Here is a 13,543-nt window from a genome sequence, read left to right on the forward strand (position 1 = left end):
ATCAACCCAATCTCGGCAACCCAATCACCACCAACAAAGACTCAAGGAGAACATTACAGGAATAGACCAAGATCAAAACAAGCTACACTATCAAAGCCAACACCAGACAACCCGACTATCGGTAAAATCCGAGTTCTTTGATAATCGAATAATGAACTTATTAAGTAGATCGCGCTCTGCTGCGAACATCGCAAAACCAACGCGAAAAACAGGTTCTTAACTTTAGGTGTTGGAGACACTCATACGTTGTCTGTTCAAAAACAACTCTCGGTCAAACCAGTGTCCCCGGCTCTATCTTGGCAGAGGATTCCCAAAGCCTCGGATCATAAGCTTGCCGCATACCAATCGCGACAAGCTGTAGAATTCATATCAGTGTACAGAAAGCCAGTCTCTAGCCGCGCGTTGTGCCTCAGCAATCTCTATATTCGACATTTCCTGAGATACCTCACGACGATATCTTACTGCCTGCGTGCTACCTCGCATCGCTGCAAGGTTAAACCACTTATGGGCTTCGATCAGATCGCAAGCACCGGCTTTTCCAGATGCCGCATCCAGACCACGCCGTAACAGAGACTCTACTTCGCATAGGTTTTGCTTCACATGCCGATGAATTACGCCATCAAACTGCAACACAGTCATTAAATCTCTCTCCTAAACACAGTGAACTCGTGTGGATTTGCTCGTAATTTTTCATGAGATAAGAGGAAGCCGACGCCTCCCCGAAATCTAATTGACGTCGCGGACTATTAGATTTTGACACTCTAAAAAGGCGGTTAAAAACCATGATTGAAACGAAAAAAGCTGCTTTAAAGTCAAAAATTACGCAGTTCTGACACGCTGTAAACCAAGGGATATCGCACTGATTGAATTGGTGGGTTGTGCGAATCGAAATCAATGAGAGCTTGTCCAGTCCTCTGTTTGATTGCCTTGCACATTCCCAGCTTTACGATAAGGTAAAGCCATTATTAGCAAGCTTCAGTGTTTTGGGAGGAACCATGAAAGCACCCTTATTGAAATCATCCTCGGCAGCGATACTTTCAATTGGCTTGGCCACATCAGCCCTTGCCGCTGATGCAACCGGCACCTGGCTGAGGGCAAACGGAACCGCCAAGATTAAGATCTCCAAGTGCGGGGGGAATCTTTGCGGCAACATTGTTTGGTTAAAAAAACCACGTAAGGATACAGAGAACCCGGATCCCAAGCTCCGCGATCGGTCCTTAATTGGCTCAAGAACCATTCTTGGTATGAAACCCAGCGGAAAAAACAGCTGGAAGGGCAAGGTTTACAATGCGGAAGATGGCAAAACATACTCCGGCAAAATGGAACTGGTTTCCAGCGATAAATTGAAACTTGAGGGTTGCGTGCTGATCTTCTGTAAAGGCGACACCTGGACCCGTACAAAGTAAATTTACCTTAAGCCCAGAGGCAGCAAGCCGAAACTGGCCTGTTATGATAGCTAGTCACCTGCTCCTGAGATTGAGCAGGTGATCAAGCAAGCTGGTTGGCATGGTCCGTTCTGGTTTCATCTTTGGCTTTATTTTTCTCTCAACTTCATTGGTGACAACAGCCAAAGGCTCTGACCTGCACGGTTTGTGGCGAACAACCAAGGGTGCAATTATCAGTATCTCACAATGTGGTTCGACCATGTGTGGGCAGCTTCAGTCCTTCAAACCACCCGACGGTAAACGTCAGCAAGATATTCTGGACCTCCGAAATCACGATACGACCAAACGGGAGCGCAAAGTCCTTGGATTAAAGGTACTCTGGAATATAAAGGCAGCTGGAGAAAACAAATGGCACGCAGAAGGCTATGATCCTCGGCGTGGATACGAAATTGCTATCAATATTCACCTGTTGCCCAGTGGCCTTCTAAAAATGACAGGCTGCAAAAAGATCCTCCTGAATTTTTGTGAAAATGTGATCTGGCAACGCCCTAAACTCAAATAATAAAATCAATCCTGCTGCTTGCCACCCCCTGCGATGAAACATCTTAAAGAGCTGCCTTATTAGGACAACCCCAACAAATTGAAACATATCTCGTTGCATTACTTTCCGGATCATTTTCGGCTTTATGCTATCGGCTACAGCTCAGGCACTCTGGATACTCGCTTCGAAGGCTAAATTGAACTCGAAGACGCTCAGGAAGACGCACAACAATTATCGCAATTTGCTAAGGTTGAAGTGCTAAGGATGAGTCTGTAGTTTTATGATCAGCAACAAAAATCCCGACGACTTAATTCCGCCTCACAGGTTGGAACAGGTGTTCAAAATAGCTTTCCAACTTCTTTTGGAAAAAGGTCGACAAGCTGCAAGCATCGACGCAGTTGCTGAAGCAGCACAGATTGCTCCTGACTTATTGCGCCAAAGATTTGAGGGGGAACGGGATCTCATCGCCCCGGCTATGCGCTGGTACTTCATGCGATTTAGCCAGCAAGTTAGCTCAAGCTCCGCGATGTACGCTGATATTTATTCCTGCATGTACCTGATGCTGACTGATTTTGCAGAGCTATGCGAGGAGCAAAACCGTACCGAAGGTAGCCTTTACTGGTCCACCATTGGCGAGATTGGTCGGCTTGATCCGGAGCTGGGATCAAGAGTACCTCGCATTGCGTTTCCAATGGGCAGCTGAGATCCGGCGGCGCCTGGTAAAGTTTGAAAGCGATCTGCAAGCACCAGAGGACATAGACCATCTGGTGCATTATTTTATGATGGCTTTTGAAGGGATCATCCAGATGGTCAAGTTCGAAACTCCACTGGATCAGATTTTCCCTGCAATCGACATCACCATGGAAGCTCTTTCAACTCGTATGAAAAAGAGCCCAAACTTGCCCGGACTTAAGTAGTCCGGCAAGAGGGCTCTCATGTATCAAAGGATAATCAACTTTCCCTGGGTTCCAAGTTCGAAACTGCAGAAAGCCGGAAAACAGACTCAGTTACCAGAGGCGATCGTACCTTTGCCTTGAAGGTGGCCAATAAAGGTCTCTTTGATCTGTGGGGCATCCCATTCAAGAGATCCCGGAATTCCGCCAAGCACATCCCCGTTTTCATCGATAAAGAGCGTGTAAGGCATCGCCGCAACCTGAAATGCGGTTCCAACCGCCTGCATATCAACGGCTTGATAGCTGGTGAAGCGCTCCAGTTCCAAACGATCTTGAAGGAAACTTTGGATGCGGCCATACGGAACATCTTCCAATGCTACGACAACAAATTGACCATCCAGACCTTGCGCCTTCAACTCATCTTCAAACCGTTCCATTGCTGGCAGTTCAACACGGCAGTTCGGGCACCATGTTGCCCAGAAATGCAAAATAGCAGGTCCTTTGGTGAAAGCATCGCGCAGTGTTTTAGTACCTGCCTCGTCTTTCACTTCAAGACTGTACTTAGGGTCTTCAAAAGAAGCGGCTGAGACAGGCGAGGCAAACGCCCAAACAGCCAGAATAAGAGAGGTCAGGAAGAATTTATGAGCCCGCATAGTTCCAAGGTCCATTCGCAAGTGATTTCAATCTATCATTCTGCGTGAGCCTAGGTTTGAGAGACCTCCGGTTCAAATCAACTTAAAGTGCCGGTGACGTGATGAATAAATGGCCTAAAAAGGGATCGAAGGCGGAAGTCTCCTTTGTAGATACCCCCAAGGCATATACGTCGAACAGCTTTGGAAGAGACTGCTATGTCGTCAGGCTATGATCCACGTTGATTAAACAGCACTGATTGTGCCTGCTTGTCCTCTGCAATATTTGAGGTTTTAGCTTCTGTGTCACCCACATTTAACCCTCTGACAACTGCAGAGCGAGCCAACAAACGTTCGCGCCAAGCCTTTACATGCGGAAACTCTTCCAAATCCATTCCCTGCCGTTCCCAGCGATGAGACCAGCCAAATATTGCCATATCTGCGATCGTATATTCCCCGGCTGCAACATAAGCCCGATCAGCAAGCCGTTTATTAAGCACACCATACAGCCGATGTGTCTCGTTAAAATAACGGGTCATGGCATACTCAATTTTTTCGGGTGCATAGACGCGGAAATGATGGTTTTGCCCAAGCATGGGGCCAAACCCACCCATTTGCCACATCAACCATTCTTCCGTCTCAACACGAGCACGTTCTTCTGATGGATAAAACCGCTCAAACTTCCGCCCCAGATACTGCATGATAGCACCTGACTCAAAAATCGAAATCGGCTCACCACCCGGTCCTTCAGGATCAACAATCGCAGGCATCCGATTGTTTGGCGCTATTTTGAGAAAGTCTGGCTCAAACTGCTCACCACGCCCAATGTTCACCAGCTTCAAGTCGTAGGGAACATCAAGTTCCTCAAGCATGATGGAAATCTTCCAGCCATTCGGTGTTGGCCAATAATAAAGCTCAATGGGTTTGGTCTGCGATACGGCCATTTGATCACCTGTAAGAAAACACTTGAAATGGGCGGATAAAGGAAAGTTTCATCCCCCCGATTCGGGGATGCAGATATTTCGAGAAGCTTTCGGCGAAAACATCCGGCTTTCATGCCAGTTAACGCCTAGAAAATCAGCTTGAAGCCTTCATGCGTCGGCACAAATCCGTTGCTGGTATAAAAGCGATGTGCGCCACTGCGTTCTTTGTTTGAGGTCAACTGCACCATACAGCAGCCTTTATCACGTGCCAACTTGACCGCGTGGGCAAGCATTTCCTGCCCAATTCCCTGGCCGCGCATATCAGCACGAGTGTGCATGCTTTCAATTTGACCGCGTGGTTTGCCGTTGAAGGCAAGGCCCTTCACGTAAGTCAGCTGAAAAGTTGCGACCGCCTCGCCCGTATCTGTCTCACCCACATAAATATCGGTATTAGGGCATTGCTGGATCGCGTGAAACGCTGGCTTATATGTGTCGGTCTCCCCGTTTTCCAGATGAACACGCTGGGAAGAAGCCCCTCCGTTCATCATCTGCACTACAGCCTCAATGTCTTCGTCTTTGGCAACACGTATCTTCAGCATCAAAACACCCAATATGAGTTAGCGGCAAATTTCAGAATCGCGATCAATCTTCGCGACGCCGAATGTGGTTTTACGGAAGTTATCCTTCTTCCACAAATGAGGCCAACTCACATCTATCTGATTTGAAAGTAAAGTATTTCGGTTTGCAGGTGCCTTGCCAGGTGCGAAACCACTGCTGGTCAAGGCTGCTTGCATGCCGCGTTGTGCGCCGTTGTCTCCCATATCCCAGACAACGAAGCAGTCTCGCCGTTGCCGGGTGCTCGGTTGGAAACTTTGGATGATGTGCCGGGCATCTGGCAGGGTAACGCGCAGGTTTCCGCCAGTGTATTCATCCAGTGAGACAATCGTCGCTTGCGCAGCTTCCGGGAACTGAGCCTTGAGTTGCTCCCCTAGCTCCTCGTAGGGCTTCATATGCCGGCAGTAGCCACCGCACATTTTCTTGTCCGGAGCGAGGAAGCCGGAGATGCGGATGCCCAGCACCACAAGAACCAGCAGGGCCAGCACACTGCTGTAGATCTTCACCGATCTCGGCGAATAGCGCCTCTGGGAAATAAGGGTGAACATCACGATGGGCAGCAAGAGCAGCACCGGATGCATGTGCCGTTCCTTGATGTATTGCGCCCCACTGGCCAACACGCCCACAAACGCCAGAGCCAGAGAAACAAGCAATGCCCGTTGAAGCAGTCTGCCAACCTGCTGCACATCAGGATCGGTCCCCCCTGCTTTTGCGCCGCGAAACAGCGCCGGCAAAAACAGCAGCAGCACCAGTGGTAAAAACGGGACGGAGAACCCGAGCACACTCACCAGCAGTCGCAGCTCACCTGTCACAACGCGGGCAAATCCTGCCCCCTGCTCTCCCTCGCGCATCACAGTCAACGCGGAACCGACAAGGGCCTGTTCGCCGGTCGTGACCCAGTAAAGATAGGGCGAGTACACCGCAGCCGCGATCACACCAGCAACGATCAACATCGGAAGACGCACTTGCTTGCGCCAATGCCCATCACTGAGCGCTGCCAGAAAAACAGCAGCCGGCACCAGCACGTAAGAGTGCTTGGAAAGCATCCCAAACCCAACCGCGAGCCCCAAACACACAGCCGCAGTCACCGTCTTCTCCCTCAAAAGCCAGAGGAAGCAGTAAACCGTTGCCGCAGAAGCCGCCATCAGCACAGCAGTATGTGTCACGCCCTCATGCAGGTTGAAGCCAATCTGATAAAGCGCAACATAGGAAAACACGGCAAGCGCAGCCAGTTTTGCATTGGCAATCGCCTGCCGGGCAACAGCGTAAAGGAACAGCGCAAAACACAGCACCAGTGCGTACTTGAGAACCAGAAAGCTCCAGATCGTCGGCCCGAAGATCTTCTGAACCCCATAAAGCATCCACTCATAAAGCGGAGGCTGCCGCACCTGGTAGCCAAGCTTCAGCTCTTGTACAAACACGTTCTCAAACATGTCATCCGTGCTGAGTGTGGGAGAGAAATAACCGCGCAAAACCAGATGCAGAAGCAAGTATCCTGCAATCAGAACAAAGACGCCTGCGGGACGCCACCAAAATCGGGTTGAAACTGTCTCTTCCGGCATCACTGCATCCCCATCAGAGGCTTGAACCGAAAGCTTAAGTCGGAGAGACACCAGCAGATATAAGAAGGGCCACATCCCAGCGGTTCAGCTGGTGGATGTGGCCCTCAAAGCACAAATTAGCCGTCTATACCCTGAGATCTGCGGAGTATTTTTCCACATGAGCGAGCAATTGCGCAGCCCCCTCCTGGTCAGAGGAAAGCACAAAACCCAATCGCTCAGCGGCCCGGCTGCCCACATTGTAAGAGCTTGCCCAGATGATGAACGGCGCCAGCAACATCGGCAGAGCAACCGGCATCACCCAAAGCCAGAGTGAGGCTTCACCAATCCAGCTCAACCCTATGGCCATCGCACCAATCACACTCACCCACCAGACAGATTTGAGGCAGTCCAGCAAAGGCAAGCGGCCCGCATCGCGGTGCGCATTGGTCCAGCCGCTGTCCCGGCCCATCAGAACCTCAAAGACAGAACGGCACTGAAACACCATCAAAACCGGTGCGAACACCGCTGAGCTGATCAGCTCTACAAAACCGCCCAGTATGCCTTTGCGGGAGGTGTTCTCTACGCCCAAAAATACTTCTTTCAAAACAACGAGTGTTTTCGGCAGCACCAGCAAGGCAACCACGCCAAAGAGCAAAGCTGCCCCTTCATAAGCCGCACTCATCGGAATGTGGCCAAGAACCGGAAGGTGGTTCTGGAAGGTATAGGCCTGCAGCACAGGAAGATCCAAAGGCGCAAACAAACTTGCCAGAAGAAACGCAGCCCAGACCGGAGAACTCAGGTAAGACATAATACCAAGTATCAGAGAGAACCGGCCCCAGGGCTTCAGAGCACGAGCCCCAACCACGCGGGAATGCTGCAAGTTACCCTGACACCAACGCCGGTCACGCGCGGCATAGCCCAGAATATTCTCAGGTGCAGCCTCATAGGAGCCAGTGATCCGTGGATCACACTCCACCTGCCAGCCCGCACGCGCCAACAGTACAGATTCAACACTGTCGTGGCTCAATATGTGCCCGCCAAATGCCGCGGTGTCATCCAACTCCGGCAAACCACAGCTGGAGGCAAATGCACGTGTGCGAATAATCGCGTTGTGCCCCCAAAATGGTCCGCATTCGCCCTGCATCGCTGCAAGGCCAAAAGCAAAGGACCGGCCAAACATGCCAGAGGCAAACATGATGCTGCGGCCAAAATAACTTTTCAGGCCAACAAGCATCGGCACGGTCTGCAACAGCCCAAGATTGGGCTCTGCTTCCATGCGTCCAACCATGTGCACCAGTGTGTCGGCACGCATCAGGCTGTCAGCATCCAGCACCACCATGTAACGGTAGGCACCACCACACCGCTGCACAAACTCGGCAACATTGCCCGCTTTGCGGCCATGGTTGTCAGCCCGGCGACGATAAAAGATCTTCTGTTCCGGATAGCGGGCAACCAGCTGGCGCACCACTTGCTCTTCCACTGCCGCAATCTCTTCATCACGGCTGTCAGAAAGCACATGCCAGTGAAACAGGTGTGTTGCATTGTTAGCGCGCAGATCATCCATCATCGCAGCAAGACGAGCGGCAACTTCCGGTGCATCTTCATGGTAGATTGGCATGAGGATTGCGGTGCCAGCAGCAGGCAGAGATCGCGGATCAGTTTCAAGAGGTTGAACAGAGCGACCATAAAGCAAACCCAGCAGAACGGTTGCTCCGCCCCAGGAAAGCCAGAGGGTGCTGACAAACAGCAGCACAATCCGAACAACCTCATAGATATTAAGATAGTCAGCACTCAAGGCTGCATAAAACAGCCCTGTAAAGCTGAGGGACAACGCCAGGCAGAAGACGAAAGCCGCAAGCCGGCGGTGTCCTACCCCGTCGCGAAACGGCTTATCCATGGATTACCGCTCCGAAAAGGTAGAGATGGCTTTTTGCAAGCGCGTCCGTTTGGAAGGAAGCGCAGAGTAGCTGCGCCCAAACCGCATGCGACGCCAGATCAGAACAAGCCAGCTATCATCTGCAGAAAGATCCTGCACTGGCATGGCAAGCGGTGCAACTGGACCGCTGCTCAAGTCAACTTGTGTCGAAAATAGATTAGATGTCATAGGCCTCATGAGCTCCACCCCCACTGGTAAAGCCATTCTTCAGAAACTGCTTTTTCGCCATCAGTCAGCTGAAGGCGCAACTCAACCGGGACTTCAAGGTCATCGCGGGAAACATCCAGAAACACACGATAAACACCCAGTTCTTCAATGTAGCGAACGTCAGCAAAGTTTACTGTGCCGTTTAAAGCAGCGTTTTCAATAAATGGTTTTGCGCGTACAAGCTGCTCCCCATCCAATCCGCTCTCAGCAAACAACTCAGCATCAAAGTCCACCACAAACTTACGGGTCAGCGAGCTTTCTTCAGAAGCCGAATGTCCGGCTTTGCCAGAACGGGTCTGGACCACAGGCATCAGCATCTGCTCACTACGGCCAATCTCATCACCCCAATACATCTTGTAGTGGAATGAGAGTTCGTCACCCGCTTTCACCGCATCATTCGGAGACCAGAAGGCAACAACATTGTCGTTGATTTCCTGATCCGTTGGAATTTCTGCCAGCATAACAGCACCAGAACCCCAATCACCAAGAGGCTCAATCCAAAGGCTTGGACGCTTGTCGTAGCGCGCTTCAAGGTCCTGATAATTCTCAAAATCTTTGTCACGCTGCATCAGGCCAAACCCAACTGGGCTTCTGGCACCAATAAAGGAAAGCTGCAGATTATCCGGGTTGGAAAGTGGCCGCCACGCGGTCTTGCCATTGGCAAAGCGCAGCTTCAGCCCATCACTGTCATGCACTTCTGGTCTGAAATCATCAAACCCGACACGGTCATTCTCACCGTAAAGATACATGGAAGTCAGTGGTGCAATACCAAGCCGCTCCACATCACTGCGGAAGAACAGATGTGCAGTCACATCAACTTCTGTTTGCTGGCCTGGCTTAAAAACAAACTGATAGGCTCCGGTCACACTTGGGCTATCAAGCTCAGCCCAAACCGTCACCTTGTCAGAGCCATCTACTGGCTTGCCAAGATAAAACGCAGTGAAGTTCGGAAACTCCTCCGGCTTACCGCTGGCTGTATCAATGGCAAGCGCACGTGCGGACAGGCCATAAACATTGCCCGCGCCCAAAGCACGGAAATAGCTGGCGCCCAGAAACGCCACCAATTCATCCATCCGCCCTTCCACATTGAGTGGATTTAGCAAGCGGAATCCGGCAACACCGGGAAAAGAAACATCGCTCAGCGATGCGGTCAGCTCCGCATCCTGATAGTCAAAGTCAGCAGCTTCAAACACGAATGGTTGAGCAGCGCCCTCGCTTACCTCATGAATTTTCAGAGGATTTTTAAACAACCAGCCCGGATGGAAGGCATGAACCCGAAAGTTCTCGGTGTCCTTCCACTTGCTACGGTCACGTTTATAGCCAATTTTCCGATAGCCATCGTACTTCAAGGCCGCCAGTGCTTCCGGCAGTTCGCTGGTTGGTTCAACATAGGCGTCTTGCGCCTGTGCCTTCATCTTTGCCACGAGTGCGCCAAAGGTGAAGGGCACCTGAGATTGAGAGCTTTCGCTTGCAGCAGCCACTGAAGAAGAAGCAAAAGCCCCAAGTCCAACACTGGAGCAAATGACGCCTAATACAGCGATATTGGAAAGAAAACTACTTCGTTGATTAAGCAACGAGACGCCCCCAAGGTTTCAAATACAACAAAGTGCAGTGTTCGCATACACTGCGCAACTATAAGTTCTAGCAGAGCTTAGACCCCAGACCAGACAAGTCTCCATAACGCCCGATCACCTGAAGTTTATCGTAGCGTAATAAGGCGGAGATATGGTCGTGGCTAGGCAGAGCGATGATGATTCACAGCGAAAATTAACCCTGTGAAACATCTCTAAGCTATTAGGATTACTGAGATATTAGGGGTCACTCATTCAAGAGACACGTTTTCACCACGCTCTAACCCCAAACCCACCAAAAGCAATCGCCTCTGTTCGTCAACTTCTTTACACGCACCCGCAGAACCAATCTGAACCCAGCTGGGGACGCGCACTCAAAATGAGATGATATCCAGTCAACTTTTCTTGGGGTCGATGCCTCTCCCTAGTCCCTTTGAAGGGATCAAGCAACAGAACATTTCTAATTCTTATCGGTTTCCCTGATTAGTTTTTAAGCCCCCCCGACATACCCTCCCTCATCTATAAAAGGACGCCCTATGGAAATTGGCATTGGCCTGATCGGCGCAGGGTATATGGGAAAACTGCACGCCGTCGCATTCAACGCAGCAGCCGCAGTGTTCAACACCAAACTCCGTGCCCGACTTGAGATGATCTGCACCACCACAGAAAACGGCGCTCAGGAGAAAGCCGAACAATTCGGCTTTGCAAGATCCACCAGTGACTGGAGCACATTGGTCAACGATCCGCGGGTTGAAGCCATAGTCATTGCCAGCCCACAAACCACCCATCGGGAAATCGCTCTGGAAGCTTTCAAACTGGGAAAGCCCGTGCTCTGCGAAAAACCATTGGGCGCGAGCCTTGCAGACGCAACCGCAATGGCACAGGCAGCGCAAGCCTCAGAGCAAGTCAATCTGGTGGGATTCAACTACATCCGCACACCCGCAACACAACTGGCCCATCAGCTCATCAAAGAAGGTGTAATCGGAGACATCACTTTCTTTCGCGGAGAACATACCGAGGATTTTTTCGCAAACCCCAATGCCCCTGCCACATGGCGCTCCAGCGGAGATTCCAACGGCACTATGGGAGACCTCGCCCCTCACATGATCAACTGCGCCCATGTTCTGGTTGGCCCAATCAGGAAAGTCAGTGCACAGATTGAGACCGTTTTCAAAACACGCCCGTCAGAATGCGCACCAAACATCGTCGAGCAAGTCACCAATGATGATGTGGCTCAGTTTATGTGCACTTTTGAAAACGGAGCGACAGGTCACCTCCTCTTCAGCCGTGTCGCACTGGGCAAGAAGATGGGCATTATCTATGAGATCACCGGCACCAAAGGCGCTCTGCGGTTTGATCAGGAAGACCAGAACGCCCACTGGCTTTACAAAATAGAGGATGAACCGGAGCAATCCGGTTTCAGAAAGATCCTCACCAATCCTCACCATCCAGATTATGCAGCCTTCTGTCTCGGTCCCGGTCACGGAACCGGTTATCAGGACCAGCTAATCATCGAGGCTCGTGACTTTCTGGAGGCCATTGCGACAGGAACCACGGATTGGCCAGTCTTCAAAGACGGCCTCGAAGTTGCAAAAGTTGTCGATGCTGCCCGCCGCTCTCACAAATCAGGAGGGTGGGTTGAGGTGACCTAGCCTCACCAAGAAAAAAGGCCCACCAAACTGGCGGGCCTTCGAATTCTATAAAGCTGCAAAAACGGTCTATTCCAGACCGATCTTCGCTTTCAGCATATCAGACACAGCCTGCGGGTTTGCTTTACCCTTGGAGGCTTTCATCACCTGACCAACAAACCAGCCAAGCATGCCTGGCTTTTCTTTCGCCTGCTCTGCTTTGTCAGTGTTGTTTGCAAGGATCTCGTCCACGATGCCTTCAATCGCACCAAGGTCAGTCACTTGCTTCATGCCACGATCTTCTACGATCTGAGCTGGATCACCACCCTCAGTCCAGACGATCTCGAAGAGGTCTTTTGCGATCTTACCAGAAATGGTGCCTGCTTTGATCAGGTCAATGATCTTGCCCAGTTGTTCAGAAGAGATCGGGCTGGAGGTCACATCCAGACCTTCTTTATTCAAGCGGCCAAAGGTGTCGTTGATCACCCAGTTCGCAGCCAGTTTCGCATCACGCCCCTTGGCAACTTCCTCAAAGAAGTCACAGGAGACACGCTCAGCAACAAGAATGTCAGCATCATAAGGCGTCAGACCGAAGTCTTTAATGTAACGAGCCTTCTTCTCATCCGGCAGTTCCGGAAGATCCGCAGCCATCTCATCAACCAGCGCCTGAGTGAACTCAAGCGGCAGCAGATCTGGATCCGGGAAGTAACGGTAATCATGCGCTTCTTCTTTAGAACGCATAGAACGGGTTTCGCCCTTCACGCTGTCAAACAGGCGTGTTTCCTGATTGATCTCGCCGCCATCTTCCAAGATGCCGATCTGACGACGTGCTTCGTATTCAATCGCCTGACCAACAAAACGGATGGAGTTCACGTTCTTGATCTCACAGCGCGTACCAAACTCACCACCCGGCTTACGAACAGAAACGTTCACATCAGCACGCATGGAACCCTGGTCCATGTTACCGTCACAAGTACCCAGGTAGCGCAGGATAGTGCGCAGCTTGGTCAGGTAAGCTTTGGCTTCATCAGCACAGCGAATGTCTGGCTTGGAAACGATTTCCATCAGCGCCACGCCAGAACGGTTCAGGTCAACAAATGACATGGTCGGGTGCTGGTCATGCAGGGATTTACCCGCGTCCTGCTCCAGATGCAGACGCTCAACGCCCACTTCAACCTGCTCACCGCTCTTCATATCAAGGTGAATGATACCTTCACCAACGATCGGCTGTTTAAACTGGGAGATCTGATAGCCCTGCGGCAGATCAGGGTAGAAGTAGTTTTTGCGGTCAAAAACGGACTTCAGGTTGATCTCGGCCTTCAGACCCAAACCGGTCTTAATAGCCTGACGAACACATTCTTCGTTGATCACTGGCAGCATGCCCGGCATCGCCGCATCAACCAAGCTCACATTATTATTGGGATCGCTGCCAAAGCTGGTAGAAGCGCCCGAGAATAGCTTGGCTTCAGAGGTCACCTGAGCGTGAACCTCCATGCCGATTACGATTTCCCAGTCGCCAGTTGCGCCCTTGATGAATTTCTTCGGATCCGGAGTGCGCGTATCGACAAGCAGCGTCATGCGATCAATATCCTGTGTTCGTATAAGTCTTCACGGAAGTCCGGCCACGCGATGCACAGCCACGAAGACCACCTAATTTCTCAATGGTGTTGGGTA

Annotated in this window: 15 protein-coding genes; 5 read left to right on the forward strand and 10 right to left on the reverse strand. The window is 51.1% G+C overall.

What is annotated here, in order from left to right; translation table 11 throughout:
- Nucleotides 1-369: 369 nt before the first annotated feature.
- Together PsAD5_RS07795 and PsAD5_RS28455 are read right to left on the reverse strand one after the other, a co-directional pair.
- Nucleotides 370-639, reverse strand: a complete 270-nt coding sequence (locus PsAD5_RS07795) for a hypothetical protein (protein WP_063291688.1) — start codon at nt 637-639, stop codon at nt 370-372.
- A 304-nt stretch (nt 640-943) separates the two neighbouring features.
- Nucleotides 944-1,111 (reverse strand): hypothetical protein, encoded by a 168-nt coding sequence (locus PsAD5_RS28455; RefSeq protein WP_244272073.1) that lies wholly within the window; start codon nt 1,109-1,111, stop codon nt 944-946.
- On the opposite strand from PsAD5_RS28455, the gene PsAD5_RS07800 reads away from it, so the two are divergent.
- The 4 genes from PsAD5_RS07800 to PsAD5_RS28250 all read left to right on the forward strand — a co-directional run bounded on the left by PsAD5_RS07800 (nt 1,047) and on the right by PsAD5_RS28250 (nt 2,843).
- Nucleotides 1,047-1,406, forward strand: a complete 360-nt coding sequence (locus PsAD5_RS07800; protein ID WP_244271769.1) for a DUF2147 domain-containing protein — start codon at nt 1,047-1,049, stop codon at nt 1,404-1,406. The two genes, PsAD5_RS28455 and PsAD5_RS07800, sit on opposite strands and share 65 nt — an antisense overlap.
- A gap of 100 nt (nt 1,407-1,506) precedes the next feature.
- Entirely contained in the window at nt 1,507-1,947 is a 441-nt protein-coding gene (locus PsAD5_RS07805; RefSeq protein ID WP_063291690.1) for a DUF2147 domain-containing protein, read from the forward strand.
- A gap of 259 nt (nt 1,948-2,206) precedes the next feature.
- Nucleotides 2,207-2,629: a hypothetical protein gene (locus tag PsAD5_RS28245; protein ID WP_208988536.1), complete on the forward strand. Its 423-nt coding sequence runs from the start codon at nt 2,207-2,209 to the stop codon at nt 2,627-2,629.
- On the forward strand, nt 2,607-2,843 hold the full coding sequence (locus PsAD5_RS28250) for a hypothetical protein (RefSeq protein WP_208988537.1): 237 nt from the start codon (nt 2,607-2,609) through the stop codon (nt 2,841-2,843). The genes PsAD5_RS28245 and PsAD5_RS28250 overlap by 23 nt, the downstream gene beginning before the upstream one ends.
- An 86-nt stretch (nt 2,844-2,929) precedes the next feature.
- Here the strand turns inward: PsAD5_RS28250 and PsAD5_RS07815 are convergent, their stop codons facing one another.
- From PsAD5_RS07815 to PsAD5_RS07845, 7 genes are all read right to left on the reverse strand, one after another.
- Nucleotides 2,930-3,472 carry a TlpA family protein disulfide reductase gene (locus PsAD5_RS07815; RefSeq protein ID WP_208980809.1) on the reverse strand — a complete coding sequence of 181 codons (543 nt, stop codon included), beginning with the start codon at nt 3,470-3,472 and terminating at the stop codon, nt 2,930-2,932.
- A gap of 206 nt (nt 3,473-3,678) precedes the next feature.
- Complete coding sequence (locus tag PsAD5_RS07820) at nt 3,679-4,392, reverse strand: glutathione S-transferase N-terminal domain-containing protein (RefSeq protein ID WP_063291691.1); 714 nt, start codon at nt 4,390-4,392, stop codon at nt 3,679-3,681.
- A 125-nt stretch (nt 4,393-4,517) separates the two neighbouring features.
- A complete protein-coding gene (locus PsAD5_RS07825) occupies nt 4,518-4,970 on the reverse strand; it encodes a GNAT family N-acetyltransferase (RefSeq protein WP_063289409.1) in 453 nt (150 codons plus the stop codon).
- Nucleotides 4,971-4,988: 18 nt separating this feature from the next.
- Entirely contained in the window at nt 4,989-6,548 is a 1,560-nt protein-coding gene (locus PsAD5_RS07830) for a glycosyltransferase family 39 protein (protein ID WP_063291740.1), read from the reverse strand.
- A gap of 124 nt (nt 6,549-6,672) precedes the next feature.
- Nucleotides 6,673-8,424: a glucans biosynthesis glucosyltransferase MdoH gene (gene mdoH, locus PsAD5_RS07835; protein WP_063291692.1), complete on the reverse strand. Its 1,752-nt coding sequence runs from the start codon at nt 8,422-8,424 to the stop codon at nt 6,673-6,675.
- 3 nt (nt 8,425-8,427) lie between these two features.
- A complete protein-coding gene (locus tag PsAD5_RS07840) occupies nt 8,428-8,631 on the reverse strand; it encodes a hypothetical protein (RefSeq protein ID WP_057463442.1) in 204 nt (67 codons plus the stop codon).
- A gap of 5 nt (nt 8,632-8,636) precedes the next feature.
- Nucleotides 8,637-10,244, reverse strand: a complete 1,608-nt coding sequence (locus PsAD5_RS07845) for a glucan biosynthesis protein (protein WP_063291693.1) — start codon at nt 10,242-10,244, stop codon at nt 8,637-8,639.
- Between the two features lie 533 nt (nt 10,245-10,777).
- On the opposite strand from PsAD5_RS07845, the gene PsAD5_RS07850 reads away from it, so the two are divergent.
- Nucleotides 10,778-11,893: a Gfo/Idh/MocA family protein gene (locus tag PsAD5_RS07850; protein WP_063291694.1), complete on the forward strand. Its 1,116-nt coding sequence runs from the start codon at nt 10,778-10,780 to the stop codon at nt 11,891-11,893.
- A gap of 66 nt (nt 11,894-11,959) precedes the next feature.
- On the opposite strand, the gene gatB is transcribed toward PsAD5_RS07850, so the two are convergent.
- On the reverse strand, nt 11,960-13,447 hold the full coding sequence (gene gatB / locus PsAD5_RS07855) for an Asp-tRNA(Asn)/Glu-tRNA(Gln) amidotransferase subunit GatB (protein WP_063291695.1): 1,488 nt from the start codon (nt 13,445-13,447) through the stop codon (nt 11,960-11,962).
- Nucleotides 13,448-13,543: the final 96 nt, after the last annotated feature.

Origin of the sequence: Pseudovibrio sp. Ad5 (genome assembly GCF_001623095.1) — a bacterium.
Classification (GTDB): Bacteria; Pseudomonadota; Alphaproteobacteria; order Rhizobiales; family Stappiaceae; genus Pseudovibrio.

Coding starts and splice junctions, on each gene's coding strand:
- PsAD5_RS07795 (WP_063291688.1), bottom strand. CDS start 639: ATGACTGTGTTGCAGTTTGATGGCGTAATTCATCGGCATGTGAAGCAA.
- PsAD5_RS07805 (WP_063291690.1), top strand. CDS start 1,507: ATGGTCCGTTCTGGTTTCATCTTTGGCTTTATTTTTCTCTCAACTTCA.
- PsAD5_RS28245 (WP_208988536.1), top strand. CDS start 2,207: ATGATCAGCAACAAAAATCCCGACGACTTAATTCCGCCTCACAGGTTG.
- PsAD5_RS07815 (WP_208980809.1), bottom strand. CDS start 3,472: ATGCGGGCTCATAAATTCTTCCTGACCTCTCTTATTCTGGCTGTTTGG.
- PsAD5_RS07820 (WP_063291691.1), bottom strand. CDS start 4,392: ATGGCCGTATCGCAGACCAAACCCATTGAGCTTTATTATTGGCCAACA.
- PsAD5_RS07825 (WP_063289409.1), bottom strand. CDS start 4,970: ATGCTGAAGATACGTGTTGCCAAAGACGAAGACATTGAGGCTGTAGTG.
- PsAD5_RS07830 (WP_063291740.1), bottom strand. CDS start 6,548: ATGCCGGAAGAGACAGTTTCAACCCGATTTTGGTGGCGTCCCGCAGGC.
- mdoH (WP_063291692.1), bottom strand. CDS start 8,424: ATGGATAAGCCGTTTCGCGACGGGGTAGGACACCGCCGGCTTGCGGCT.
- PsAD5_RS07840 (WP_057463442.1), bottom strand. CDS start 8,631: ATGACATCTAATCTATTTTCGACACAAGTTGACTTGAGCAGCGGTCCA.
- PsAD5_RS07850 (WP_063291694.1), top strand. CDS start 10,778: ATGGAAATTGGCATTGGCCTGATCGGCGCAGGGTATATGGGAAAACTG.
- gatB (WP_063291695.1), bottom strand. CDS start 13,447: ATGACGCTGCTTGTCGATACGCGCACTCCGGATCCGAAGAAATTCATC.